This is a genomic window from Bacillus sp. WP8, from assembly GCF_000800825.1.
In the GTDB taxonomy this organism is placed as follows: Bacteria; Bacillota; Bacilli; order Bacillales; family Bacillaceae; genus Bacillus; species Bacillus safensis.
Genome location: NZ_CP010075.1, coordinates 2,293,753 through 2,318,740, shown reverse-complemented (window position 1 = coordinate 2,318,740; position 24,988 = coordinate 2,293,753). Strand labels below are relative to the sequence as shown.

Genomic DNA, 24,988 nt, shown 5'->3' with positions numbered 1-24,988 from the left:
ATTAGACCGAAAAGGAAGGGGTCATTTCGGAACATGGGGAAGGTTCTATCTTCACATGTAGGTATGAAAATTAATGAATGGTATCGAATGATACGGCAGTTCAGTGTTCCAGATGCGGAAATCTTGAAAGCGGAAGTTGAAGCGGAAATTGAACAGATGGAAGAGGACCAGCATTTACTGATTTATTATCAGCTCATGTGTTTTCGGCACCAAATCATGCTTGACTATATACACCCTTCAAAATACCAACCTTTCTCAGTATCTAATCTAGTCGATAAAATCGAAAATTCCAATCATGAGTTATCTGATATGCTGCATTATTACCATGCATTTTTTCGTGGCATGCATGAATTTAGTCAAAAAGAATATTTAGAAGCCGTCAAATATTATCGAGTCGCAGAAAAGCAGCTGTCCATGGTATTTGATGATATTGAGCAGGCAGAGTTTCATTTTAAAGTGGCAGAAGCCTACTATATAATGAAACAAACACATGTCTCCATGCACCATATTTTAAAGGCGCTGGAAATATACGATCAGCATGATGCGTATACCATTCGCATCATTCAATGTCTCTTTGTCATTTCAGGAAATTATCAAGATTTAAAACGAAAAGACCGGGCACTGCCTCATTTAAAAAAGGCAAAACAGCTCGCATCTCAAATTGATCACCCGCGCATATACAGTTCAGCGCTTTATAATTTAGGAAAATGTTATGGCGAGCTTGGCTATAGAGAGGAAGCGGAACGATATTTAACGGAATCCGCTGATCTTGCCCGCAAAGAGCTGCTTCCAACGCTTCCACATACGCTCTATACGCTGGCGAAGCTGCTTTTTAGACAGAATGAACAGGCGGATGCCCTGCGCATATTAGAAGATGGGAAATTGGCTGCAAAGAAGCATGAAGACCAGCTGTTCTGTCATATGTTTGAGTATCTGGATGCTTTATATGTTCAGGAAATCAATGAAGACCAACTGCAAAAAACCATTGATTATTTGGAAAAACTTAGCCTATACTCTTATATAGAGGATATCTCACTAGAAATTGCGACAGCCTTAGAAGCCTCTCAACAATACAAAAAGTCCAACCAGTATTATCAGAAATTATTATGGGCTCAAAATCAAATCCAAGAAGGAGAGTGTCTGTATGAATTCTAAGCAACGTTCGACAGTTGAAGAGAGAAACCAAACGTGAAACAAAGAGCGGGCCGATATGGCCGGCTTTTTTTATTTGAAAAAGAAGCAGATATCACCATGAAGCTTGCATGAATTGATGCGAAAGCGGGCAATTTATCGGTAATGATGTTCGGTGGAGGAGGCGGTCGAATGAGAGGGCTGCATATCTTGATGTGTATATGGCTGCTATGTGCTTTTGTTCCTAATGAAGTAGAGGCACATACATTAAAACGAGTCGATCTTGAAAAAACAGGACGTGCCTTTTGGGACATGAGAGCGGAACGGAAAAAGATTGCGATCACCTTTGATGATGGACCTCATCCAGTGTATACAAATCAAATATTAGATGTGCTGAAGGAGCATCAAGTGAATGCAAGCTTTTTTGTGATAGGAAGCAGAATCCATGCTTATCCAATGATCGCAGAACGGATTGTGGACGAAGGGAATGAACTCGGCAATCATACGATGAATCATACGTATTTTGACCTTTTGTCGTCAAAGGAGATCAAGCGGGAATTAAAAGAATCAGCGGCTCATATCGCTTCACTCCAGCCTGGCGGTCCCTTATTATTTCGCCCTCCTGGTGGACGCTTAACAATGAAATCATTCCGCATTCTGTCAAAGCAAGGGTACGATGTGGTCATGTGGTCCTTTACGCAAGATCCGAAGGACTGGTCAAGACCAGGCGCACGTAAAATTGCAAGCCGAATTATTGATCATATTCAAGGCGGCGATATTATCCTTTTACATGATGGCGGGGGAAATCGCAAGCAAACGGTAGAAGCATTGAAACAAGTGATTCCTGAGTTGAAGAAGAGGGGCTATGAATTTGTAAAAGTAAGTGAACTGCTGCACCACGACAAAGCATATATGCCTGTTCAGATGCAATAGGCAGCATTCGTCAAAAACATTCATTCATTGAAACCAAAAGTCTTGTCGTTTACTATATGAAGAGGGCTTTTGGAGGTGAATGTTGTGAAGAAATATGTTTTCCTTTTCATCCTATTATGTGTTGCTGCTGGATGCTCTAAGCCAGCACAAGAAAGCGTCATTGCATTTGGTGACAGCAATACAAGAGGATCAAACTGGGACTTTCGAGATTATCCAACATCTGAAAAATGGGTGAATCTCATGAAAAACGTCGAGCGCGGCCAAATTCAAGTGAAGAATGCAGGCATTGGCGGGCAGACGACTGAAGACGCGAAACTACGCTTTGAGCAGGATATTTTAAAACAGAAACCAACTTACGTCCTCATCATGTTCGGTACGAATGATGCGGCGATTTTAGACGGGAAACATCCCCGAGTGACGAAAAAACGGTTTAAAGAAAATTTAACCTACTTCATTTCTGAAAGTAGAAAAGAAGGCATTACCCCGATTCTCATGACCTGTGTGCCTGTTGTAGAAGGCGGGAAAAAGGGCCTGTATTATTACTCCAGATATAAGTCATCTTATTTTGCCGGGAGAGGCGGGGCAAGAGCTTGGCAAAACTCTTATAATGACATCACAAGAGAAGTAGCGAAGGATGAGCAGGTACCGCTTGTCGACAACTGGAAAGCTTTCATCCGAGAAGCTGGAGAAGATAGTGATCATGCTCTGATTCAGTCAGGATTGATCGACCCTTCTGGCAATCATATGACACCAAAAGGGGCGAGAATTATTTATAACGAAATCAAAGAGCGTGATGTCATCAAACATTTTTAAATGATGGCCATCTGCCTAAACAAGACCATCCATCCAGCATAGTCTAACAGTATATCTTCCTAGAAGGAGGTAACTGATATGTGGGGATGTCCTTATCCTTACCCTGCGTGTTCGCCTTATCCAGCACAAGGAGCAGGAATCGGTTACGCTTTTCTTGTTGTGTTCCTTGTGGTCATTTTAGTCGTAGGCGGAGGGTTATGGTTTTGGAATGAACAGCCTTGCAATTAAGACACCTCTTCTTTCATCAGAAGGGGTGTTTTTTACGGAAAATAGTAGTAAGCCTATAGCGCAAGTGATATAATATCAGTCACCTGAGTTTAAAAAAGGAGAGTGCTCGGGAGGCATGGTTCCTGTGATATGGAATTAAGAGGAAACAGAGAGCATATGCCCGAGCGAACGTCTTTTCATTTCTGTCTCAATTAATTCAATGAAGTCGCGATTTAAGTTCATTTCATTTGCTTTATAATACGATTCTATAAGTAAATCATCTGACAGCTTTTTCATACTAGAAACCCATATGATGGGAAAAACACCTCCCCTGAAAAAGTTGGCATAAAATTTGAGGAAAAGACATATCATCATAGGTTGATCGACTGTCTTTGAAGTACCTTTAATCTACCATGAATGGGAAACAAGAACAATCGTTCTGTTATCCACATGGTTAAGTGGATAACTTGTGGGTAGAGTGTTTATAATTGAATGAAAGCATGATGAAATATAGGTGGATAATGTGTGTAAAATTATCCACACCTGTTGAAGGTCCTCATCATATGTCGAAAACTTTTTCATTGTATTCGATAGACAGACAAATTGTGATTTGATTCGACACAATCGCTGAAAACCAATGGAAGAAAGGGTGCAAATTGTGCTAAAGAAGTATTTCTTACCGGATGAATTTGTGAAAAGTATTTTCCACATTTCGCCGCAAAAATTAAAAGAAAGAAATGTAAAAGGAATTATTACCGATCTAGATAACACACTAGTAGAATGGGACCGTCCAAGTGCGACACCGCGCTTAATTGAATGGTTTCAAGAAATGAAAGATCACGGGATACAAGTGACGATTGTATCAAACAATAATGAAAAAAGGGTCAAGCTTTTTTCTGAACCGGTTCATATCCCGTTTATTTATAAAGCGCGAAAGCCTATGGGAAGAGCCTTTAATAAGGCAGTCGCTGATATGCAGTTGAAAAAAGAAGATGTGGTTGTCATTGGGGATCAGCTCATGACAGATGTTCTTGGCGGGAATCGTCATGGCTTCCATACGATTTTGGTCGTTCCTGTTGCTGCCTCGGACGGATTTTTCACAAAGTTTAACAGGCAGATTGAACGCAGAATTTTAGGAGCCTTAAAGCGTAAGGGCCACATTCAGTGGGAGGAAGAGTAATAATGGAAAAGGTTGTTTGTATTGGCTGCGGTGTAGCCATTCAGACGGAAGATAAAGATCAATTAGGATATGCGCCGGCAGCATCTCTATTGAAAGAAGATGTGATCTGTCAGCGCTGTTTTAGGTTAAAGAACTACAATGAGATTCAGGATGTTTCTTTAACAGAAGACGACTTTTTAAATATATTGCACAGCATTGGAGAGACAGATTCTCTCATTGTGAAGGTCGTGGATATTTTTGACTTTAACGGAAGCTGGATCAATGGGCTGAACCGTATTGTCGGCGGTAATCCGATTTTACTTGTCGGCAACAAAGTGGATATTTTACCGAAATCCGTGAAAAAAGATCGTCTGATTCATTGGATGAAACGGGAAGCAAAGGAAAACGGATTAAACCCTATCGATGTTTTCTTGATCAGTGCAAGCAGAGGCCAGGGTGTGCCTGAGGTGATGGAAGCGATCGATCATTACCGAGAGGGAAGAACTGTCTATGTTGTCGGCTGTACGAATGTTGGAAAATCAACATTTATCAATCGAATCATCAAAGAAGTATCTGGCGAAGAGAACGTCATTACTACATCCCAATATCCAGGTACTACACTTGATGCGATTGAAATCCCGCTTGATGACGGGTCTGCTTTATTCGATACGCCGGGCATCATCAACCGCCATCAAATGGCGCACTATGTCAGCAAAAATGACTTGAAGATTTTAACGCCGAAAAAAGAATTGAAACCGAGAACGTTCCAATTAAATGAAGCACAAACGCTTTATTTTGGCGGACTGGCTCGATTTGATTACGTAAAAGGCGGCAGAACGTCATTTGTCTGCTATATGCCAAATGAGCTGAACATTCACCGTACAAAGCTGGAGAACGCAGATGATTTATATGAAAAACATGCAGGAGAACTGCTGTCACCGCCATCAAAAGAGGGAATAGAAGATTTCCCGCCGCTCGTTCCGCATACCTTTACCATTGATCAGCCAAAAATGGACATCGTCTTTTCAGGTTTAGGCTGGGTCACTGCAAATGATGCGGACAAGCAAATCAAAGTTTATGCGCCAAAAGGCGTACATGTGTTTATGAGACGTTCGTTAATTTAAATGTTCAAAGGGGGAGAGACCTTGAAACCTTTATACGGAGTAATCGGTAACCCTGTTGGCCACTCAATGTCTCCGGATATTCATAATGCAGCACTAAAGGATGCTGGAATTGATGGACATTATCATGGCTTTCAAGTAGAAAATGATGACCTGAAAGATGCGATTAGCGGCATGAAAGCGTTAGGAATCAGCGGCATTAATGTTACTGTTCCGCACAAGGTAGAAATCATGAAGTACCTTGACAAAATTGATGTAACAGCTGAACGCCTCGGTGCCGTCAATACGGTGCGGCTCGAAGGAGATCAGCTCGTTGGGTACAATACAGATGGAGAAGGCTTTCTTCATTCATTGCTTGAAGCCTTGGATCAGCCGTTATCAGAGCTGTCATTTCTCTTGATTGGTGCTGGCGGAGCGGCAAGAGCGATTTATACGACAATTGCTCAGTATGCACCGAAGAGCTTTGATATTACGAACCGCACCATTGAAAAAGCTGAAGCTTTAATTGAAAGTGCAGAGGGGAAAATTACATCTCATGCAATCACATTAAATACAGCAGAAGAGCAACTTGGGGAATATGATGTCATCATCCATACGACCTCGATTGGTATGTATCCGAATGTTGAGGAAACCCCGATTTCTTTAGCGAACGCAAAAAAAACAGCGGTCGTTTGTGATATTGTGTATAATCCAATAGAAACAAAACTGCTAAGTGAAGCAGCAGGTTTAGGCTTGAAAACAGTAGATGGGGTTGGCATGTTTGTTGGACAAGCAGTAAGAGCCTTTGAACTGTGGACAGGCATTACGCCTGACGCCGGAAAAATGAAGTCAATTGTCATAGAGAAATTAGGAGGAACACCATGTTAAAAGGTAAGCAAAAACGTTTTTTACGTGCACAAGCACATCATTTATCACCTATTTTTCAAGTTGGAAAAGGTGGGGTAAATGACAATATGGTCAAGCAAATTTCCGAGGCGCTTGAAGCAAGAGAACTATTAAAGGTCAGCGTATTGCAAAATTGCGATGAGGACAAAACAGAAGTTGCGAAAGCACTTGTAAAAGGTGCAAAGGCTGAACTCGTTCAAACGATCGGAAATGTGATTGTCCTTTACAAAGAATCTAAGGAAAATAAACAAATTAAGCTGCCGTAAAGGTGGATGCGATATGAAAAAAATAGGGTTGTTCGGCGGTACGTTTGATCCTCCCCATAATGGGCATTTGCTGATGGCAAGTGAGGTGCGGATTCAAGTTGGGCTTGATGAAATTTGGTTTATCCCAAACCATATGCCTCCTCACAAAACAGGGCGGAAACGAGCAGATAGTCATCACCGGATAAATATGGTGGAGGCGGCGATTCAGTCAAATCCGTATTTTCAGCTCGAGCTCATTGAAATGGAGCGGGAGGGTCCGTCTTATACGGTAGATACAGTCAATCTGTTAAAGAAGCGTCATCCAGAAGATCAGTTCTTTTTTATGATAGGAGCGGACATGGTCGAGTATTTGCCAAAATGGCATCGGATCGATGACTTGCTTCAAATGATCACTTTTATTGGGATGAAAAGACCGGGTTACGTTGGAAGTACGGCATATCCTCTTTTATTTGCAGATGTTCCAGCTTTTGATGTATCATCGACATTGATTAGGCAGCGAATAGAGCAGGGAATACCTGTTGATTATTTGATTCCGAAAGCTGTTGAGCGTTATATAAAGGAGCATCATTTATATGAATCGTGAAGAAGCATTGAACTGTGTCAAAGAGCAGTTAACAGAGCATAGATATACACATACACTTGGAGTCATGGAGACAGCCATTTCATTAGCGGAACGGTTCGGTGCAGATGTGAAAAAAGCAGAGATCGCCGCTATTTTTCATGATTATGCGAAATTTAGACCAAAGGAAGAAATGAAGGGGATTATCCAAAAAGAACAGATGAACCCTTTATTGCTTGAATATTCGCCCGAGCTTTGGCACGCCCCGGTTGGTGCCTATTTGGTCAAAAAAGAAGTTGGAATTGATGATCACGATGTGTTAACAGCCATTGAATTTCATACTTCCGGCAGACCAGACATGACTTTACTTGAAAAAGTCATTTATGTCGCAGATTATATTGAACCAGGACGACATTTCCCTGGTGTCGAAGAAGTAAGGGAGTTAGCAGAACATGATCTAGATCGTGCACTGATCCAATCATTAAAAAACACCATCAGTTTTCTAATGAAAAAGAATCAGCCAGTCTTTCCAGATACGCTTGCTACTTACAACTCGCTTGTGCATAAGAACAACTAAGGAGGAATTTTGGATGGATTCATCATCAATTTTAAACGTCGCAGCAGGAGCATGCGATGATAAACGGGCTGAGGATATTATTGCCCTTAATATGCAAGGAATCTCACTTGTTGCAGATTATTTTCTCATTTGTCACGGGAATTCTGATAAACAAGTGCAAGCCATTGCAAGAGAAGTAAAACATCTTGCAGAGGAAAGCGGAATTGAAGTAAAGAAGATGGAAGGCTTTGATGAAGCAAGATGGGTATTGATTGACCTAGGAGATGTCATTGCCCATGTGTTCCACAAAGAAGAAAGAGGATATTACAATCTAGAAAAGCTTTGGGGAGATGCGCCGAGAGAAACGCTTTCACTTGGCATTAACTCATGATTTATCAAGGGTTTGCAGGTGTGTATGACGAGCTCATGACACATGCACCTTATGATGAATGGGTTCAATGGATCCAGCAGTATATGAAGCCGAATGCTGCCATCATCGATGTAGGCTGTGGAACTGGAGAGATTTCTCTTCGGTTAGCTGAAAAGGGCCACAAGGTCACAGGAATTGACCTCAGTGAAGAAATGCTGGCCTTCGCGCAGCAAAAAGCCCAGGCGAAAAAGCAGTCGATTCAATTTCTACATCAAGATATGAGAGAGGTTACGGGCTTTGAGCAAGCCTTCCAGGCAGCCGTTATTTGCTGTGATTCCTTGAATTACTTAAAAAACGAAAATGACGTCAAAAAAACCTTTAAAAACATGTTTCAGCTTTTAGAGGAAGATGGGGTTTTACTTTTTGATGTTCATACGCCTTATAAAATGGAAGAGGTATTCCCGGGATCGACTTTTGCAGATCAAGATGAAGAGATTAGCTATATTTGGCAGAGTGATAAAGGGGATGACATGTATTCGGTCATTCATGATTTAAGCTTTTTTGTAAAAGATGGAGACATGTATCAGCGTTATGATGAGACGCATGAACAGCGCACATTTCCATTTGAAACATATGCAGCGTTCCTTAAGTCCGCTGGTTTCGAACAAATAGAAGTGACCGCTGACTTTACAAATGAAGCCCCCGATGAATTTGCCGAAAGATATTTCATCTCAGCTAAGAAACCAAAAACCATCGTTTAATAGAACGATGGTTTTTTAAAACCCTTTTTTCGCTTGTTGCAAAGATGATTAATTTCTGCGATCATCAGTGAACACACTTGGTGGATATTGATGCGCAACTGCTTCAAGATCTTCATCGAATTTTTCATGAGTGTTTTGAAAGAGACGGTGAAACATATCTTGCACACCTGCTTCAAGTGCTTTAATGCCTTCACCAGTGACCCCGCCCTTCACACATACTTTGTCTTGCAGTGTCGGAAGGGTATAGACTCTTTTTTCAATCAAACGTCCAAGTCCAACAAGCATATCTTCTGATAAGGTGGTGGCTTCTTCTTTAGAAATATCCGTTTCTTCTACAGCCGCTTCAATCATTTTCTGAACGAGAAAACTGATAAAAGCAGGACCGCAGCTGACAATATCGGAAGCCGCTCTTGTAATCGAATGGTGGATCTCGATTGGTGTTGAAATGCACGAAGCTAACTGTCTTAACGCTGTTTTCGTCGCGGCATTGCAGGATGAACCAAAAGTTAAAAGTGATGCGCCTGATAAAGCGCGGTTTGTAATGCTTGGAATTAGCCTGGCTGTTTGACAAGGAACGATATCCTGAAGCTGTTCAGGATGAACCGGACTTGTAATGATGACAATGGTTTGCTGCTCCGTTAAAAGAGGACTCAGCTCTTTTAAAAGTGGATAAATATCAAGTGGTTTGACACAAACAAAAATGAAATCTTTATTCGTGACAGCCCCTGAAAGCTGCTTCGTTACTTCAAGCTCTGGATGGTTCTTTTTTATATTGAACGCTTTTTCAATGGTTCGGTTTGTAATGGTGATCGATGAGGGATTGACTGCCTTTGATTCAATAAATGCCTCAGTAAGTATGGTACCCATGTTTCCTGTACCGATTAACCCTATATTCAAACGTTCTCCCTCCTTAGACGCATAGGATCTGTTATCTTCTAAACAGTATGTCGAACAGTAATAAAATATGATTGAAAGAAGCGTGAGTAAGTGAAACGACTCATTCCATTAAAAAAATACAGTCTTTATATTGCAGCTGGGCTCATGGTTGTGATGATCACCAGTTTCTTCTTTTTCACTGGAAAAGGGGAAGGCAGCAGAGAACCAAATGTATTGAAGGGAAATAAAGACATACAAGTCACATTAGAAGACAAACAAGAAAAGACAGAAAAAGAGCCATCGACGATTTTTGTAGAAGTCAAAGGAGCTGTAAGAAAGCCAGGTGTTTATACGTTTCAATCTGATGCTCGGGTAGAAGAAGCGATTCGAAGGGCAGGAGGCTTTACTAGCAAAGCAGACTCGATTGAAATCAACCAAGCAGCAAAATTAGAGGATAGTATGATGATTTATGTTCGGAAGCAGGGGGAAGCGGAAAGAGAGACGCAAACAGCATCAGATGACGCATCAACGGACGTTGAAAAGAGTGAGGGGGTAAATGTCAATCAGGCCGATGCAGCCGAATTGCAAACCATTAACGGCATAGGACCAGCTAAAGCCGAAGCTATTATTACCTATAGAGAGGAACACGGAGATTTTCAACAAATTGAAGACTTGCGGAACATTTCAGGTTTTGGGGAAAAGACGATTGAACGGCTGAAAAGTCAATTGACCGTGAAGTAGAATTGACGGTATAGAAGAAAGGCATGTACACTTAATATCAACCATCATTCTGGAGGGATCAGCTCGTGGAAAGAATTTCATGGAATCAATATTTTATGGCACAAAGCCATTTGCTTGCTTTACGAAGCACCTGTGAGCGGTTAGCTGTTGGGGCGACCATCGTAAGGGACAAGCGCATAATTGCAGGGGGGTATAATGGCTCCATTGCCGGTGATGTTCATTGTGCGGATGTAGGGTGCTATGTCATTGATCATCACTGTGTTCGCACCATCCATGCGGAAATGAATGCTATTTTACAATGTGCCAAATTTGGAGCACCTACAGCTGATGCTGAAATATATGTCACACATTTTCCTTGTTTACAGTGCTGTAAAGCCATCATTCAAGCGGGTATACGGACAGTGTACTATGCAAAGGATTATAAAAATCATCCATATGCCGTTGATTTATTCGAGCAGGCGGGTGTTCAAACGGAGCAAGTTGAATTAGATGAAATGATCATCGACTTAAAAAATCAAGAAAAATTGGCCTTTGTTGCAGATTTAATTGGGAAGCTGAGTGAATCAGGACTTAGCGAAACAGAAATTCGCGATATGCATGAGAAGGCGAATCAATTATTTACTTCCTATGTTTAAATATTTGCCGTTTGGGGCAATTTCAGCAGCTGTTGGAATTGCTCTGGCTGCATATCATCTTCATATATATTTCCTTCTCTTTCTTCTCATCATATTACTTCTCAGCCTACTGAAAAAAATGCCTCAGCTCTTTTTAATGGCCAGCCTATGCGGGGCTGTCTATATACTTATTTTTATGGTTCATGAGTCTCTTGAAACGGAGCTGCCCGTACAAGAAAAATTCCTATCTGATTCCGTTGTGATTGAAAGCATTCCGAAAACAGATGGCAATCGTTTTTCAGCGACTGTATCGACAGACCATGAACGACTAGCCACTTTTTATACAATTCAAACAGAGCGTGAAAAAGAGGCATTAAAAGAGGTAGAACCTGGTATGAGCTGTCACATGACAGGTGATGTTCGCCCAGCAAAACACGCCACCATTCCTAACGGGTTTCAATACGATCAATTTTTAAAAACAAAAGGCATTGACGCTATTTTTCTGCCGCAGTCGATCAAAAACTGTACAAAAAAAGGCGGTTCTTCCTACTATCTTCAAGCGATGAGGCAAAAGGGTTTGACATTTTTAGAGGACCATGTGCCAAAACACTCTGTTGGCATTGTACAGGCACTTATTTTTGGCGATCGTGAGTTGATAGAACCTGACACATTAAGAGATTATCAAATGCTCGGTATTATTCATTTACTAGCGATCTCAGGATTGCATGTGCAAACGCTTCTTGCGTGTTTATTTTGGTGTCTCCTTCGTGTGGGTGTGACAAGAGAGACAGCACGTATTCTTCTATTATGCTTTCTTCCTATTTATGCTTGTTTGACAGGTGCTGCACCATCTGTGTTAAGAGCTTGTCTCATGGCAGGAATCTATTTAGTGATGACTAGTCTGCCAAAAGAATTGAAACAGCCTTCTGCTGTGGTATTAAGTGCAACGTTTTTACTCTTATTAGCGATTCATCCTCTTTATTTATTTGATATCGGATTTCAGCTTTCCTTCGTGGTGACGTTTTTTATTTTGTTATCGACGGGGATTTTATCAAAACCAAAAAGTTCGGTCATGCAATTATTCCTGATTTCCTTTATTGCACAGCTTGCTTCGCTCCCTGTTCTTTTATATCATTTTCATCAATTCTCTTTACTGAGCGTTCCTTTGAACATGATATTTGTTCCTTTTTTTACGACGATCGTCATGCCATTATCCTTACTCTTTTTTCTTTTGACGATCGTTTATCTTCCGCTTGGACAAACATTGTTTCAACTGCTTGATTCGGTGATCCAGCTTAGTCATCAATTGTCAGCCTATATGGCTGATTTTGATGGATTCAACTTGATTTTTATGAAGTCAACTTGGTGGCATATTGTTCTTGAGGTGAGTGCCTTAATTGTTCTGTTAGTTGTGATGGAGTGCAAAACGTCTGTGAAGTCCTATGCTGTGCCGCTCCTTTTTCTCATTAGTGTCTTGAGTGTTCACTATTTCACCCCGAATTTTTTCGAAAAAGGGGAAGTGACGATGCTGGATGTAGGACAGGGGGATAGTTTGTTTATTCAGCTGCCCTATCGAAAGGGGCACCTGCTTGTGGACACGGGAGGCAGGCTTTCTTTTGAAGAAGAACCGTGGAAAAAAAGACGAAAAGTGTCTACGATCGGTGATCAAACGCTGATCCCGTTTTTGCATTCTAAAGGAATAGCGAAACTTGATGTCCTTATTCTGACGCATGCGGATCAAGACCATATGGGAGAAGCAGTTCGTTTAATCAAGCGAAATAAAGTAAAGCGGCTGGCCATTCCAAAAGGCTTTGCACGGAGTCCAGAGGATGCGGAGCTGTTAAAAGAAGCAGCTGATCAAGGGATCATGATTGATGAATTAGAGAGAGGAGATCAGCTTCAGATTGGAGAGCAAATATTTGACGTTCTTCATCCGTCTCGTAATCGAGTGACAACTAAGAATAATGATTCACTTGTTTTGACATGTACTTTAGGCGGGAAGCGGTTTATGCTCACTGGAGACCTTGAACAAGAAGGAGAGCGAGACATTATAGAAGCCTTTCCTCATCTGCGGGCAGATATCTTAAAGGTTGGACATCACGGGAGTAAAGGGTCAACAAGCGAAGAATGGCTTCAGCATCTCAAGCCCTCACATGCACTCATTTCAGCAGGTGAACGCAATCGTTATCAGCATCCACATCAGGAAGTCTTGAAAAAATTAAAGGACCAGCAAATGAAGGTGTATCGTACAGATACCGACGGGAGTGTGACGTATGAATTTCTCGATGAGGAAGGAACGTTTTACACTCACCCTCCATATGATATCTTACAAACTCAATAAAAAAACTGCCAAAACGGCAGTCATGTAACCTTCATGAAGTTAAGATCCAACGAGGTGTATAATAGTTGCCAAAATAAACATTGAGGCGAAAAATCCGAATGTGACGATAAAACCAACGGCTGAGTCGGTCACATCATTCCGCTTGCTTTGAACATTTTTTTCAAATTCATTCATTTTCATCCCTCCTGGCTAATTTTAGTATACTTGAACTCATTTGGAATTGCTAGAAGGTAAAGTAACCGTTTTCCATTTTCATGATCATTTTATGAATATCGTCTGACAGCAGGCTGACCCGGGAGCTTGCGCCGGACGTTTACTATAAATGAGGAGGCGGCACTTTCAGCTTCCTCTTTACTAATGTCTTCACACACTTTAGGATAGAGGAGGAAGTGAAAGAGAGGGATTCAATTGATGGTCTTTGATGTATGGAACAATTTAAAACGAGGGGATATCCATCCCGTTTATTGCTTATATGGGAAAGAAACATATTTACTGCAAGAAACCGCCGCTAAATTGAGACAAGCTGTAGTAGACGAGGAAACGAAAGATTTTAATTACTCCATCTTCGATATGGAAGAGGTGCCGCTTGAACAGGCTGTGACGGATGCAGAAACATTTCCGTTTATGGGTGAACGACGTCTCGTCGTGATCAAGAATCCTTATTTTCTTACAGCTGAAAAGAAAAAGGAAAAGATCGAGCATGAGCTTTCTGTATTAGAAGCTTATTTAGAAAAGCCAGCGCCCTATACCATTCTCGTGTTATTAGCACCGTATGAAAAGCTGGATGAGCGTAAAAAAATCACCAAATTGCTAAAAAAGAAAGCTGCTGTTGTTGAGGCGAAAGAGTTAAACCCAAAAGAAACAACTGATTTCACCATCACACTGGTGAAGACAGAAGGAAAGACGATTACATCTGAAGCGGCTGAGCAGCTTGTGATGCTATGCGGCGGGAGTCTCTCCTCTCTATTCCAAGAGGTTCGGAAGCTAAGTACATATATTGGAGAGCGGGAGGAAATTGAGTTAGCGGATGTCAATCAGCTCGTTGCAAGAAGCTTAGAGCAAAATATTTTCGAGCTGATTAATCAAATTGTAAACAGACGCCGCTCTGAGGCCATGCAGATGTTTTATGATCTGCTGAAGCAAAATGAGGAACCCATTAAAATATTAGCACTCATTTCAACTCAATTTCGATTGATTTTGCAGACGAAGTACTTCGCTCAGCAAGGCTATGGACAAAAACAAATTGCTTCAAATCTAAAAGTCCACCCATTCCGGGTCAAACTTGCGATGGATCAGGCAAGACTGTTTTCTGAAGAAGAGCTCAAGCAGATCGTCAAAGAGCTTTCAACGATTGATTACGAAATGAAAACGGGTAAAAAGGACAAGCAGCTGCTGTTAGAATTGTTCCTGCTTCGTTTGTTAGGCGCATGAATATAAAAAAACGACCTTCTAAAAAGAGGGTCGTTTTTGTTTAGATGTATAATTGCCAGTCTGTCCTTAAGGCTCGGCCGGTCAGGACGGACGTACAGTTAAACAGGTGCCTCATCACTGAGGCGTTGCAAGCATTATGCAGAAAGTCCGTTTACTTGTTTAGCAAGTCTTGATTTGTAACGCGCAGCTGCGTTTTTGTGTACAAGACCAGTTTTAACGGCTTTGTCAATGCGTTTTGCAGCAGAAGCAAGAGCAGCTTTTGCTTGCTCAGCATCGTTGTTAGCTACAGAAACTTCAACTTGTTTAATCGCAGTACGCATCGCAGACTTGATTGTTACGTTATGTGCACGGCGTTCGTTATTCGTTTTTGTACGTTTGATCGCTGATTTAATATTTGGCATGTGTTTCACCTCCTAAGATACAACCTAAACACAATTGTCTTAAGGTTAAATCTTCACAATAGAACAAATTGTATTCTATCAAACACACCTTTAGAATGCAATATAAATGTAAAGTATTTTTCATTGATGACGTGCTCGAATGTTTCTTTCAAGAGATGGAAAGACTACTGTTAATTACTTGGTGGAAGGAGTCTTTTTATGGAGAAACAAAAACTTGATTTAAGCGTTTATCAAATCCGGACAGACCTCGCTGTTGAAACAAAAGAGATACTAGAACAAGAGAACGATCCGAATGTCGTCAAAAAGGACGGGATCCAAGGGATTGTCGAAAAGGAAAAAGAAGAGCAAGGCATCCGCATACGTACTGTGGAAATCACGAAAGAAGGGGAGGAGCTGACCGGCAAAAAGGCAGGGACATACTTGACGTTTGAGGCACAAGGCATTCGGGAGAAAGACTCTGAGATGCAAGAAAAAGTCGTTGAAGTCTTTGCCCATCATTTTGCTCAGTTTCTAAAAGACAGAGGCATTCAGGCTGATGCAAGCTGCCTTGTAGTAGGGCTGGGAAACTGGAATGTTACGCCAGATGCACTAGGTCCTCTCACGGTTGAAAATCTGCTTGTAACCCGCCATCTCTTTGAATTGCAGCCGGAAAATGTTCAGGAAGGCTATCGCCCGGTTTCCTCTTTGTCTCCAGGGGTGATGGGACTGACCGGTATTGAAACAAGTGACATTATCCAAGGCGTGATTGAGCGGTCTAAGCCTGATTTTGTCATTGCGGTCGATGCCCTTGCTGCTCGAGCGGTAGAACGAGTGAATACAACCATTCAAATTTCTGATACAGGTATCCATCCCGGTTCTGGTGTAGGGAATAAGCGAAAAGAATTAAGCAAAGAAACATTGGGCATTCCAGTGATTGCGATTGGCGTTCCGACAGTGGTGGATGCAGTAACGATTGCTAGTGACACAATTGATTATGTCTTAAAGCATTTTGGTAGAGAACTAAAAGATGATAGACCGTCCCGCTCTCTTGTGCCGGCTGGTTTGACATTCGGGAAGAAAAAAGTACTTAACGAAGAAGACTTGCCAGATGAAGAAACGCGTCAGTCATTCTTAGGCATCGTAGGAACCCTTCCTGAAGAAGAAAAAAGGCAGCTGATCCACGAAGTGCTTGCGCCCCTGGGGCAAAATTTAATGGTCACGCCTAAGGAAGTCGATACATTCATTGATGATATGGCAAACGTACTTGCCAACGGATTAAACACAGCGCTTCATCAAAAAATCACGCAAGATAATATGGGTTCATATAATCATTAATCGGTTCTACTTTCTCTAGCTCGCTCATAGTGTAATTACTAGAAAGCGTGCTGGAGGGAGTAAATCATGAAAAAAAGACCCCGCCGTCCTCGACAGTTGGTCGTTGCGATTAATGGAACGAAAGTAGTAAAAAGCATCTTCTTATTTATTGCCTCTCTTGTTGTGGTGTTTGTGATGTCAGGGGCTTTGACCTCTTTAAAACCCGAGCTGAGGCCGCAAGCCTCGTTATATGGTGTAGCAGATGAGCTCTCTGGCGCATTTTTTGCCACATTAATGGGCATGGAAAACCAATATTTCGCCTCAGCAGTTCCAGAAGATCAAAAAGGATTTCATTTCTCTGGGCTGTCATTGAAGCTTGCAACCAGTATTAATTTAGAAGACCCGCGCAGTTTCCTAGGAAGAGAGCTCCCAGGCTTTGAACATTTTGATACAAAAATCATCTTAGCGGGTGAAGGAACAGACTATACCAATATGCCGATGGAATCGCCGCCGCCTAGTGAAGTGATCCAAGATGAAAAAGAAGCAAATTTGGCGGAGCTGGACAAGCTCGATGATGATGCGCCGAAAAAGCCTGCCAAAGAACCGGACCGGTCAACAGGAAAACGAAAAGCTGTGTACATTTACCACACACATAATACGGAATCATATTTACCATTTTTAAAAGGAGAAACGAATCCAAATAATGCACGGCACTCAAAAGTGAATGTCACCCTTGTCGGCGACATGTTTGGAAAGGCGCTTGATCAGCAAGGAATCGGCAATACAGTCGACAAAACGGAAATTGAAAAAAGACTGGTGAAAAAAGGATTAAAATATCCGCAGTCTTATAATGAATCAAGATTGGTCGTGAAAGAAGCCTTAGCGAAAAATGATGACCTCGATTATTTAATTGATATTCACCGGGACTCAAGAAGAAAGAAAGATACGACTGTCGAAATCAAAGGGAAAAAATATGCGAGAATTGCGTTTGTTGTTGGGAAGAAGAATCAAAGCTATGAGAAAAACTTAAAGCTTGCGACAGAGTTCCACCATTTGATGGAGAAAAAATATAAAGGTCTTAGTGTCGGTGTGTTTGCCAAAGGAGAAATTGGCGATAATGGAATCTATAATCAAGATTTATCCGACAAAGCCCTTCTTTTAGAATTTGGTGGAGTAGATAATAATATGGAAGAATTAAGAAATGCATCCAATGCGGCAGCTGATGTATTCAGCGACATTTTCTGGGACGCGGAAAAGGTGGACGGCAAAGCAAAGGATGAGAAAAAACGCTCTTAAGGTGGTGACGGGGATGGGCTCATTTATTGGAAAAACCATTATTTTAGGATTGGTCTTGCTGTTTGGTGTCTTTTTAGGAATGCAGCAAGCGAATAATGGCATGCTGCAAATGAAGGGCTACCATGATCCGCAATTAAAAGGAGCTTTCTCCATTCAAATAAACGACAATGAAGAGAAGGAAGCTTCTATCTTAGGAACGGCTGTTACAGAAAAGGATCTTGCCGAAAAACAAAAACAGCTGGAGGAAATAGAGGGCTTTAATGCCTTTTCCAAGGCAGGAAAAGCCCTGTCTGATGGCATGACACATGCAGCCCGTTCTCTTTATGATTGGGTGAATGGGAAATAAACGATTTTCATGAGATATCATCCTTTTGATCAAAGCCGCTGACCGATAAGCGGCTTTTCTTGATTTCGATTGAATCTTTACAGCCCTATTGATATAATCTAACCTAGCGCAACCCGCGTTTTATAGTAGGAGTGATAGATTGTGACAGATAAAGAAAAACGATTAGAGCGGCAATCAAGAATTCGAAATTTCTCCATTATCGCCCATATTGACCATGGGAAATCCACATTGGCAGACCGTATTTTGGAAAAAACAGCGGCGATTACTCAACGGGAAATGAAAGAACAATTGCTTGATTCCATGGATTTAGAGCGTGAACGCGGCATAACGATTAAATTAAACTCTGTCCAGCTGAAGTATAAGGCGAAGGATGGGGAAGAATATATCATGCACCTGATTGATACACCAGGGCATGTCGACTTCACCTATGAGGTATCTCGAAGCCTAGCTGCCTGTGAGGGTGCGATTCTTGTAGTAGATGCAGCACAAGGAATTGAAGCACAGACACTTGCGAACGTTTATTTAGCTCTTGATAACAACTTAGAAATTCTTCCGATTATCAACAAAATCGATCTGCCAAGTGCAGAGCCTGAGCGTGTAAGAGAAGAAATTGAAGATGTCATCGGGTTGGATGCGTCTGAAGCTGTTCTCACCTCTGCTAAGGCGGGTATTGGAATCGAGGATATTTTAGAACAAATCGTTGAAAAGGTGCCGGCTCCCGCTGGAGATCCAGAAGCACCACTTCAAGCCCTTATTTTTGATTCTCTTTACGATGCGTATCGCGGCGTTATTGCGTACATACGAATTGTCGAAGGAACCGTCAGACCGGGTCAGAAAATTAAAATGATGGCGACGGGGAAAGAATTTGAAGTACTTGAAGTTGGCGTTTTCACACCAAAAGCCATGCCAACAGACGAACTCACCGTTGGAGATGTTGGCTACTTAACCGCTGCGATTAAAAATGTCGGTGATACACGTGTAGGGGATACGATTACAAGCGCGGAAAACCCTGCGAAAGAAGCACTGCCGGGATACAGAAAGCTAAACCCAATGGTATACTGCGGACTTTATCCAATTGATACAGCGAAATACAACGACTTACGTGAAGCGTTAGAAAAGCTTGAATTAAATGATTCTTCACTTCAATATGAGGCAGAGACATCCCAAGCACTTGGCTTCGGTTTCCGCTGCGGCTTCCTTGGAATGCTTCATATGGAAATCATCCAGGAACGGATTGAACGTGAATTTAAAATTGATCTGATTACGACAGCGCCAAGTGTTATTTATGATGTATATATGACAGATGGAGAAAAAATTGTCGTAGATAACCCGTCCAATCTGCCTGATCCGCAAAAGATTGAGCGAATTGAAGAACCGTATGTAAAAGCAACAATGATGGTGCCGAATGACTATGTAGGCTCTGTGATGGAGCTTTGCCAAGGAAAGCGCGGGAATTTCATTGATATGCAGTATCTTGATGCGAACCGCGTGAGCATTGTGTACGAAATTCCTTTGGCAGAGATCGTATACGAATTCTTTGATCAGCTAAAGTCCAACACAAAAGGCTATGCGTCCTTTGATTATGAGCTGATTGGCTATCGTCCTTCGACGCTGGTGAAGATGGATATTATGCTGAATGGCGAAAAAATCGATGCCCTTTCCTTTATTGTTCACCGCGATTATGCATATGAACGAGGCAAGATCATCGTAGAAAAGCTAAAAGAATTGATTCCACGCCAGCACTTTGAAGTGCCGGTTCAAGCAGCAATCGGTCAAAAAATCGTTGCTCGTTCCACCATTAAAGCGATGCGTAAAAACGTACTTGCTAAATGTTATGGTGGAGACATTTCCCGGAAAAGAAAGCTTCTTGAGAAGCAAAAAGAAGGGAAAAAGCGCATGAAGCAAGTGGGCTCTGTTGAAGTCCCGCAAGAAGCATTTATGGCTGTGCTGAAGATGGACGACAGCACACCAAAAAAATAACATCCTCAAGGCTACCTGCTTTACAATGTCTGCCTTGACGTTTATAGTCGATAACAAACAAAGACGCCGCAGCGATAAACTGCGGCTCTTTACCTGTAAAGAAGGTGTCATCTAATGAAAGCAGCATACATTCACATTCCATTTTGTGAGCATATTTGCCACTATTGTGATTTCAATAAATTTTTCATCAAAACGCAGCCAGTCGACGAATACTTAGCGGCTCTTGAGAAAGAGATGCAGCACACGATCGAGCAAAAAGGCGAGCAGGAACTAAAGACAATTTTTATTGGCGGGGGAACCCCGACATCACTGACTGTCAGTCAGCTAGACAAGCTCATGAACAGCATTCACAGCGTATTAAAGCCGACAAAAAATCTGATTGAATTTGCAGTAGAAGCAAACCCAGATGAATTATCGCTTGAGAAACTGCATGTGCTTAAAGCAGCCGGCGTGAATCGGCTGAGCTTTGGCGTTCAAACTTTTGAAGACGATTTGCTCAAGAAAATTGGACGAGTTCATCAAAAGAAGGATGTCCTTACATCCTTTGAGCGAGCTAGAGCGGTTGGATTTGATAATATTAGCCTCGATCTCATGTTTGGCTTGCCGCATCAAGAAAAGCATCATGTGATGAATTCACTTGAGACAGCTTTCTCACTGGGGGCAGAGCATTATTCGGTTTACTCACTCATCGTCGAGCCGAAAACCGTTTTTTACAACTTAATGCAAAAAGGAAAACTTCATTTACCGCCGCAAGAACGTGAGGCTGAAATGTATGAGCTTGTGATGGATGAAATGGAGCGCCATGGATTAAAGCAGTACGAAATTAGCAATTACGCCAAACCTGGCTTTGAAAGCCAGCATAACCTGACCTATTGGAGCAATGAAGATTACTTCGGTTTTGGTGCAGGCGCACACGGGTATGTAGATGGCATCCGAAATGTGAACGCAGGGCCGGTGAAACATTATTTGGAGCTGATTGACCAAACAGGGTTCCCGTATAAGGAAACACACCAGGTCACAAAAGCAGAGCAAATAGAAGAAGAAATGTTTTTAGGTCTTCGAAAAATCGAAGGGGTGAAAAGCGCTGATTTCCAAGCAAAATATGGTGCTGCACCAGAAGCACTTTTTTCCACTGTTCTTGAAGATTTAGAAGAAAAAGGCCTCATTGTAAAAGATGACAAGGGGATACGTTTAACAAGAAAAGGAAAATTGTTAGGCAATGAAGTATTTCAAGCGTTTCTCGGTGAGTTATAATTGACATTTTAATTTGAGTTTGGTAATTTTGTTTATACAATTAGCACTCGTTGAAAGAGAGTGCTAACAGGGGTGATGATGATGTTAACAAATCGTCAGCTTTTGATTCTGCAAGTCATCATTAATGACTTTATTCGTTCGGCGCAGCCAGTTGGATCAAGGACTCTTTCTAAAAAAGAAGACATTACATTCAGCTCTGCGACGATTAGAAACGAAATGGCTGATTTGGAGGAACTTGGTTTTATTGAAAAGACCCATTCTTCATCAGGAAGAATTCCTTCCGAAAAAGGATATCGTTATTATGTAGATCATTTGCTCTCTCCGCGAAAACTGTCGTCTAAAGAGCTTGTGCTCATCCAGTCGGCCTTTCAGGAGAAAATTTTTGAGCTGGAAAAGACAGTTCAAAAATCGGCGGAAATTTTATCAGATCTCACAAACTATACATCGATTGTGCTTGGTCCAAAGCTAAGTGAAAATCGATTAAAGCAAATTCAGCTTGTCCCTGTTCAGCCAAACAAAGCAGTGGCGATCATGATTACAGACAGCGGACATGTTGAAAACAAAACCATTACCTTCTCTGAGCATCTCGATGTCTCCGATATTGAGAAGCTGATGAATATTTTAAACAGCCGCCTAGCCGGAGTCCCGATGGATCAGCTGAAGGACAGAATGTATAAAGAAGTTGTGATGCTTCTTCGTACGCATTTAAAAGATTATGATCATATTTTAGATGCGCTCGGCAATACATTTACATCGACTCAAAATGAATCAAAACTTTTCTTTGGCGGGAAGATTAATATGTTGAATCAGCCGGAGTTTCATGATATTGACCGCATCCGTTCACTCATGATGCTTATTGAGCAAAAGAATGATGTCATGCAGCTGTTTCATCCAAATCAGCAAGGAATCACCATTAAAATCGGTTCAGAAAACAATTTGGAAGCGATGGAGAACTGCAGTTTAATCACAGCTACTTATTCGATTGATCAAAAATCACTCGGCTCCATTGCCGTCATTGGTCCAACCCGTATGGATTATGGCAGGGTTGTCAGTCTCTTGCATCATGTATCAAAAGACTTGTCAAACGCACTTTCCAATTTGTATGATGAGTAGGGTGATAAAAGATAGGGGCACAGCCCCTTCGTATTTTTGAATCTTTTGAGGGAGGTGAACACAATGTCAGAAGAAAAACAGACACCTGAGCAAGAAGCAGAGGTTGAAGCACAAGAAGAAGCAGTTCAAGCAGATACTGAGGAAGTAACAAATGATGAACAGTCTGCCTTCCAAGAAAAAATCGATGAATTGCAGCAGCTTCTAGATGAAAAAGAAAACAAAATTCTGCGTGTTCAAGCAGATTTTGAAAACTATAAACGCCGTGCTCGAACTGAAGTGGAGACCGTGCAAAAATATCGTTCTCAACATGTTGTCAGTGATCTTCTCCCAGCTCTTGATAACTTTGAAAGAGCGCTTGGAATTGATCCAGACAATGAGCAGACGAAAAGTTTGTTAGAAGGAATGCAAATGGTTTACCGCCAGCTGGTAGAAGCGTTGAAAAATGAAGGCGTTGAACCAATTGAAGCTGTCGGCAAAGAGTTCGATCCAAACCTTCATCAAGCCGTCATGCAAGTTGAAGATGAAAACTACGATTCAAATATCGTTGTAGAAGAATTGCAAAAGGGCTATAAACTCAAAGACCGAGTTATTCGTCCATCAATGGTAAAAGTAAATCAATAACTACATAATGGGAGGTCATCGAATATGAGTAAAATCATTGGGATTGACTTAGGAACAACAAACTCATGTGTTGCAGTACTTGAAGGCGGCGAGCCAAAAGTCATTGCTAACGCTGAAGGAGCACGTACAACACCATCTGTTGTCGCTTTTAAAAACGGAGAGCGCCAAGTAGGTGAAGTAGCAAAACGTCAATCAATTACAAACCCGAACACGATCATGTCTGTTAAAAGACATATGGGTACTGATTATAAAGTAGAAGTTGAAGGTAAGAACTATACACCGCAGGAAATCTCTGCGATTATTCTTCAGCACCTTAAATCTTACGCTGAAGGCTATCTTGGCGAAGAAGTAACAAAAGCTGTTATCACAGTTCCTGCTTACTTCAACGATGCAGAACGTCAAGCAACGAAAGATGCTGGTAAAATTGCTGGTCTTGAAGTAGAACGTATCATCAACGAACCAACAGCAGCTGCACTTGCGTATGGTTTAGATAAAACAGAAGAAGATCAAACGATTCTTGTATACGACCTTGGCGGCGGTACATTTGACGTATCGATCCTTGAGCTTGGAGACGGCGTCTTTGAAGTGCGCTCAACTGCTGGGGACAACCGTCTAGGTGGAGACGATTTTGACCAAGTCATCATTGATCACCTAGTGGCTGAATTCAAAAAAGAAAATGGCATTGATCTTTCTAAAGATAAAATGGCGCTTCAGCGTTTAAAAGATGCTGCTGAAAAAGCGAAAAAAGATCTTTCTGGTGTATCTTCTACACAAATCTCACTGCCATTTATCACAGCTGGAGAAGCAGGACCTCTTCACCTTGAATTAACGTTAACGCGTGCTAAATTCGAAGAGCTTTCTGCAGATCTTGTAGAGCGTACAATGACACCTGTACGTCAAGCACTGAAAGATGCTGGTTTATCTGCTAGCGAGATTGATAAAGTCATCCTTGTAGGTGGATCAACTCGTATTCCTGCAGTACAAGAAGCAATCAAAAAAGAAACAGGCAAAGAGCCTCATAAAGGTGTAAACCCTGATGAAGTAGTTGCACTTGGTGCAGCGATCCAAGGTGGAGTGATCACAGGGGATATCAAAGACGTTGTTCTTCTTGACGTAACACCACTTTCTTTAGGAATTGAAACAATGGGCGGCGTATTCACGAAGCTGATTGAACGCAATACAACAATTCCAACAAGTAAATCTCAAGTATTCTCAACAGCTGCTGACAACCAAACTGCTGTAGATATCCATGTCCTGCAAGGTGAGCGCCCAATGGCTGCAGATAACAAAACATTAGGCCGCTTCCAATTGACTGATATCCCGCCAGCACCACGCGGCGTACCGCAAATCGAAGTATCTTTTGATATCGATAAAAACGGTATTGTCAACGTACGTGCGAAAGATATGGGTACAGGCAAAGAGCAAAACATCACAATCAAATCTTCTTCAGGTCTTTCTGATGATGAGATCGAAAAAATGGTAAAAGAAGCAGAAGAAAATGCTGAAGCAGATGCGAAGAAAAAAGAAGAAATCGAAGTGCGCAACGAAGCAGATCAATTAGTGTTTACAACTGAAAAAACATTAAAAGATCTAGAAGGCAAAATCGATGAAGAGCAAGTGAAAAAAGCAAATGACGCGAAAGATGCGCTAAAAGCTGCGATCGAAAAAGGCGAGTTTGAAGACATCAAAGCGAAAAAAGATGAGCTGCAAACAATCGTTCAAGAATTAACGACAAAGCTCTATGAAGAAGCTGCAAAACAAGCACAAGCTCAGCAAGAAGGCGCTGAAGGTGCTCAAAAAGCAGATGACAATGTAGTGGATGCAGAATACGAAGAAGTAAACGACGATCAAGAGAAAAAATAATCACCTTTACTTTTGAAAAAGACTGCTGAAACGTACTCGTCAGAAAGTCAAAGTCAG

At 41.6% G+C, this 24,988-nt stretch carries 28 protein-coding genes; 24 read left to right on the top strand and 4 right to left on the bottom strand.

Annotated features, from left to right (window positions below):
• Positions 1-33: 33 nt before the first annotated feature.
• The 4 genes from QR42_RS11635 to QR42_RS19465 all read left to right on the top strand — a co-directional run bounded on the left by QR42_RS11635 (position 34) and on the right by QR42_RS19465 (position 3,105).
• Complete coding sequence (locus tag QR42_RS11635; protein ID WP_024427938.1) at positions 34-1,155, top strand: response regulator aspartate phosphatase; 1,122 nt, start codon at positions 34-36, stop codon at positions 1,153-1,155.
• 168 nt (positions 1,156-1,323) lie between these two features.
• Positions 1,324-2,064, top strand: a complete 741-nt coding sequence (locus QR42_RS11630) for a polysaccharide deacetylase family protein (RefSeq protein ID WP_025092934.1) — start codon at positions 1,324-1,326, stop codon at positions 2,062-2,064.
• 84 nt (positions 2,065-2,148) lie between these two features.
• Positions 2,149-2,877 (top strand): SGNH/GDSL hydrolase family protein, encoded by a 729-nt coding sequence (locus tag QR42_RS11625; protein ID WP_039183205.1) that lies wholly within the window; start codon positions 2,149-2,151, stop codon positions 2,875-2,877.
• 78 nt (positions 2,878-2,955) lie between these two features.
• Positions 2,956-3,105 (top strand): hypothetical protein, encoded by a 150-nt coding sequence (locus tag QR42_RS19465; RefSeq protein ID WP_162842499.1) that lies wholly within the window; start codon positions 2,956-2,958, stop codon positions 3,103-3,105.
• Positions 3,106-3,240: 135 nt separating this feature from the next.
• Here QR42_RS19465 and QR42_RS11620 read toward each other — a convergent pair whose 3' ends face one another.
• Positions 3,241-3,381, bottom strand: coding sequence for a sporulation histidine kinase inhibitor Sda (locus QR42_RS11620; RefSeq protein ID WP_003217327.1), 141 nt, complete (start codon positions 3,379-3,381; stop codon positions 3,241-3,243).
• Between the two features lie 361 nt (positions 3,382-3,742).
• Here QR42_RS11620 and QR42_RS11615 point away from each other — a divergent pair, with 361 nt between their 5' ends.
• Genes QR42_RS11615 through QR42_RS11580 form a run of 8 tightly spaced genes read left to right on the top strand, consistent with a single transcriptional unit; the run spans position 3,743 to position 8,761 of the window.
• Entirely contained in the window at positions 3,743-4,264 is a 522-nt protein-coding gene (locus QR42_RS11615; protein ID WP_008356191.1) for a YqeG family HAD IIIA-type phosphatase, read from the top strand.
• 2 nt (positions 4,265-4,266) lie between these two features.
• Positions 4,267-5,367: a ribosome biogenesis GTPase YqeH gene (yqeH, locus tag QR42_RS11610; RefSeq protein ID WP_039180086.1), complete on the top strand. Its 1,101-nt coding sequence runs from the start codon at positions 4,267-4,269 to the stop codon at positions 5,365-5,367.
• A 21-nt stretch (positions 5,368-5,388) separates the two neighbouring features.
• Entirely contained in the window at positions 5,389-6,231 is an 843-nt protein-coding gene (gene aroE, locus QR42_RS11605) for a shikimate dehydrogenase (RefSeq protein ID WP_039180084.1), read from the top strand.
• Positions 6,225-6,515 (top strand): ribosome assembly RNA-binding protein YhbY, encoded by a 291-nt coding sequence (gene yhbY, locus QR42_RS11600; RefSeq protein ID WP_008342507.1) that lies wholly within the window; start codon positions 6,225-6,227, stop codon positions 6,513-6,515. Before aroE ends, yhbY begins: the two co-directional genes overlap by 7 nt.
• Before the next feature lie 13 nt (positions 6,516-6,528).
• Entirely contained in the window at positions 6,529-7,098 is a 570-nt protein-coding gene (locus tag QR42_RS11595) for a nicotinate-nucleotide adenylyltransferase (RefSeq protein ID WP_039180082.1), read from the top strand.
• A complete protein-coding gene (gene yqeK / locus QR42_RS11590) occupies positions 7,088-7,651 on the top strand; it encodes a bis(5'-nucleosyl)-tetraphosphatase (symmetrical) YqeK (protein WP_039180080.1) in 564 nt (187 codons plus the stop codon). Before QR42_RS11595 ends, yqeK begins: the two co-directional genes overlap by 11 nt.
• Positions 7,652-7,664: 13 nt before the next feature.
• Positions 7,665-8,021 (top strand): ribosome silencing factor, encoded by a 357-nt coding sequence (rsfS, locus tag QR42_RS11585; protein ID WP_003217467.1) that lies wholly within the window; start codon positions 7,665-7,667, stop codon positions 8,019-8,021.
• The gene (locus QR42_RS11580; RefSeq protein ID WP_039180078.1) at positions 8,018-8,761 is read left to right on the top strand and encodes a class I SAM-dependent DNA methyltransferase; all 744 of its coding nucleotides are present in this window, start codon (positions 8,018-8,020) and stop codon (positions 8,759-8,761) included. The genes rsfS and QR42_RS11580 overlap by 4 nt, the downstream gene beginning before the upstream one ends.
• Positions 8,762-8,809: 48 nt before the next feature.
• Here the strand turns inward: QR42_RS11580 and comER are convergent, their stop codons facing one another.
• Positions 8,810-9,658 (bottom strand): late competence protein ComER, encoded by an 849-nt coding sequence (gene comER / locus QR42_RS11575; RefSeq protein ID WP_024423047.1) that lies wholly within the window; start codon positions 9,656-9,658, stop codon positions 8,810-8,812.
• A 90-nt stretch (positions 9,659-9,748) separates the two neighbouring features.
• On the opposite strand from comER, the gene QR42_RS11570 reads away from it, so the two are divergent.
• The 3 genes from QR42_RS11570 to QR42_RS11560 all read left to right on the top strand — a co-directional run bounded on the left by QR42_RS11570 (position 9,749) and on the right by QR42_RS11560 (position 13,333).
• Complete coding sequence (locus QR42_RS11570; protein WP_039180076.1) at positions 9,749-10,378, top strand: helix-hairpin-helix domain-containing protein; 630 nt, start codon at positions 9,749-9,751, stop codon at positions 10,376-10,378.
• Positions 10,379-10,443: 65 nt separating this feature from the next.
• A complete protein-coding gene (locus QR42_RS11565) occupies positions 10,444-11,013 on the top strand; it encodes a ComE operon protein 2 (protein WP_039180075.1) in 570 nt (189 codons plus the stop codon).
• On the top strand, positions 11,006-13,333 hold the full coding sequence (locus tag QR42_RS11560; protein WP_039180073.1) for a DNA internalization-related competence protein ComEC/Rec2: 2,328 nt from the start codon (positions 11,006-11,008) through the stop codon (positions 13,331-13,333). Before QR42_RS11565 ends, QR42_RS11560 begins: the two co-directional genes overlap by 8 nt.
• A gap of 39 nt (positions 13,334-13,372) precedes the next feature.
• Here the strand turns inward: QR42_RS11560 and QR42_RS19060 are convergent, their stop codons facing one another.
• Entirely contained in the window at positions 13,373-13,507 is a 135-nt protein-coding gene (locus QR42_RS19060) for a YqzM family protein (RefSeq protein WP_012010638.1), read from the bottom strand.
• A 237-nt stretch (positions 13,508-13,744) separates the two neighbouring features.
• Here QR42_RS19060 and holA point away from each other — a divergent pair, with 237 nt between their 5' ends.
• A complete protein-coding gene (gene holA / locus QR42_RS11550) occupies positions 13,745-14,764 on the top strand; it encodes a DNA polymerase III subunit delta (protein WP_039180071.1) in 1,020 nt (339 codons plus the stop codon).
• Between the two features lie 134 nt (positions 14,765-14,898).
• Here the strand turns inward: holA and rpsT are convergent, their stop codons facing one another.
• On the bottom strand, positions 14,899-15,165 hold the full coding sequence (gene rpsT / locus QR42_RS11545) for a 30S ribosomal protein S20 (RefSeq protein ID WP_024423042.1): 267 nt from the start codon (positions 15,163-15,165) through the stop codon (positions 14,899-14,901).
• A gap of 198 nt (positions 15,166-15,363) precedes the next feature.
• Between rpsT and gpr the strand changes: the two genes are divergently transcribed.
• The 8 genes from gpr to dnaK all read left to right on the top strand — a co-directional run bounded on the left by gpr (position 15,364) and on the right by dnaK (position 24,931).
• On the top strand, positions 15,364-16,479 hold the full coding sequence (gene gpr / locus QR42_RS11540; RefSeq protein WP_024423041.1) for a GPR endopeptidase: 1,116 nt from the start codon (positions 15,364-15,366) through the stop codon (positions 16,477-16,479).
• 66 nt (positions 16,480-16,545) lie between these two features.
• Positions 16,546-17,754, top strand: a complete 1,209-nt coding sequence (locus QR42_RS11535) for a stage II sporulation protein P (protein WP_024427950.1) — start codon at positions 16,546-16,548, stop codon at positions 17,752-17,754.
• A 13-nt stretch (positions 17,755-17,767) separates the two neighbouring features.
• Positions 17,768-18,100, top strand: coding sequence for a YqxA family protein (locus tag QR42_RS11530; RefSeq protein ID WP_034622832.1), 333 nt, complete (start codon positions 17,768-17,770; stop codon positions 18,098-18,100).
• A 141-nt stretch (positions 18,101-18,241) separates the two neighbouring features.
• Positions 18,242-20,080 (top strand): translation elongation factor 4, encoded by a 1,839-nt coding sequence (gene lepA, locus QR42_RS11525; RefSeq protein WP_024423038.1) that lies wholly within the window; start codon positions 18,242-18,244, stop codon positions 20,078-20,080.
• 114 nt (positions 20,081-20,194) lie between these two features.
• Positions 20,195-21,334 carry a radical SAM family heme chaperone HemW gene (gene hemW / locus QR42_RS11520; protein ID WP_024423037.1) on the top strand — a complete coding sequence of 380 codons (1,140 nt, stop codon included), beginning with the start codon at positions 20,195-20,197 and terminating at the stop codon, positions 21,332-21,334.
• A gap of 81 nt (positions 21,335-21,415) precedes the next feature.
• Entirely contained in the window at positions 21,416-22,447 is a 1,032-nt protein-coding gene (hrcA, locus tag QR42_RS11515) for a heat-inducible transcriptional repressor HrcA (RefSeq protein ID WP_003217350.1), read from the top strand.
• Positions 22,448-22,510: 63 nt separating this feature from the next.
• The gene (gene grpE, locus QR42_RS11510) at positions 22,511-23,068 is read left to right on the top strand and encodes a nucleotide exchange factor GrpE (protein WP_024423035.1); all 558 of its coding nucleotides are present in this window, start codon (positions 22,511-22,513) and stop codon (positions 23,066-23,068) included.
• A gap of 24 nt (positions 23,069-23,092) precedes the next feature.
• On the top strand, positions 23,093-24,931 hold the full coding sequence (gene dnaK, locus QR42_RS11505; protein WP_039180067.1) for a molecular chaperone DnaK: 1,839 nt from the start codon (positions 23,093-23,095) through the stop codon (positions 24,929-24,931).
• Positions 24,932-24,988 lie beyond the last annotated feature (57 nt).

What these genes read in the sequence shown, in the direction of transcription:
- yqeK (WP_039180080.1), top strand. Translation starts at nt 7,088, where the DNA reads ATGAATCGTGAAGAAGCATTGAACTGTGTCAAAGAGCAGTTAACAGAG.
- QR42_RS11580 (WP_039180078.1), top strand. Translation starts at nt 8,018, where the DNA reads ATGATTTATCAAGGGTTTGCAGGTGTGTATGACGAGCTCATGACACAT.
- QR42_RS11535 (WP_024427950.1), top strand. Translation starts at nt 16,546, where the DNA reads ATGAAAAAAAGACCCCGCCGTCCTCGACAGTTGGTCGTTGCGATTAAT.
- dnaK (WP_039180067.1), top strand. Translation starts at nt 23,093, where the DNA reads ATGAGTAAAATCATTGGGATTGACTTAGGAACAACAAACTCATGTGTT.
- rpsT (WP_024423042.1), bottom strand. Translation starts at nt 15,165, where the DNA reads ATGCCAAATATTAAATCAGCGATCAAACGTACAAAAACGAATAACGAA.
- rsfS (WP_003217467.1), top strand. Translation starts at nt 7,665, where the DNA reads ATGGATTCATCATCAATTTTAAACGTCGCAGCAGGAGCATGCGATGAT.
- hemW (WP_024423037.1), top strand. Translation starts at nt 20,195, where the DNA reads ATGAAAGCAGCATACATTCACATTCCATTTTGTGAGCATATTTGCCAC.
- QR42_RS19060 (WP_012010638.1), bottom strand. Translation starts at nt 13,507, where the DNA reads ATGAATGAATTTGAAAAAAATGTTCAAAGCAAGCGGAATGATGTGACC.
- yhbY (WP_008342507.1), top strand. Translation starts at nt 6,225, where the DNA reads ATGTTAAAAGGTAAGCAAAAACGTTTTTTACGTGCACAAGCACATCAT.
- holA (WP_039180071.1), top strand. Translation starts at nt 13,745, where the DNA reads ATGGTCTTTGATGTATGGAACAATTTAAAACGAGGGGATATCCATCCC.
- hrcA (WP_003217350.1), top strand. Translation starts at nt 21,416, where the DNA reads ATGTTAACAAATCGTCAGCTTTTGATTCTGCAAGTCATCATTAATGAC.
- yqeH (WP_039180086.1), top strand. Translation starts at nt 4,267, where the DNA reads ATGGAAAAGGTTGTTTGTATTGGCTGCGGTGTAGCCATTCAGACGGAA.
- QR42_RS11620 (WP_003217327.1), bottom strand. Translation starts at nt 3,381, where the DNA reads ATGAAAAAGCTGTCAGATGATTTACTTATAGAATCGTATTATAAAGCA.
- grpE (WP_024423035.1), top strand. Translation starts at nt 22,511, where the DNA reads ATGTCAGAAGAAAAACAGACACCTGAGCAAGAAGCAGAGGTTGAAGCA.
- QR42_RS11530 (WP_034622832.1), top strand. Translation starts at nt 17,768, where the DNA reads ATGGGCTCATTTATTGGAAAAACCATTATTTTAGGATTGGTCTTGCTG.
- QR42_RS11595 (WP_039180082.1), top strand. Translation starts at nt 6,529, where the DNA reads ATGAAAAAAATAGGGTTGTTCGGCGGTACGTTTGATCCTCCCCATAAT.
- QR42_RS11635 (WP_024427938.1), top strand. Translation starts at nt 34, where the DNA reads ATGGGGAAGGTTCTATCTTCACATGTAGGTATGAAAATTAATGAATGG.
- QR42_RS19465 (WP_162842499.1), top strand. Translation starts at nt 2,956, where the DNA reads ATGTGGGGATGTCCTTATCCTTACCCTGCGTGTTCGCCTTATCCAGCA.
- QR42_RS11560 (WP_039180073.1), top strand. Translation starts at nt 11,006, where the DNA reads ATGTTTAAATATTTGCCGTTTGGGGCAATTTCAGCAGCTGTTGGAATT.
- gpr (WP_024423041.1), top strand. Translation starts at nt 15,364, where the DNA reads ATGGAGAAACAAAAACTTGATTTAAGCGTTTATCAAATCCGGACAGAC.
- QR42_RS11630 (WP_025092934.1), top strand. Translation starts at nt 1,324, where the DNA reads ATGAGAGGGCTGCATATCTTGATGTGTATATGGCTGCTATGTGCTTTT.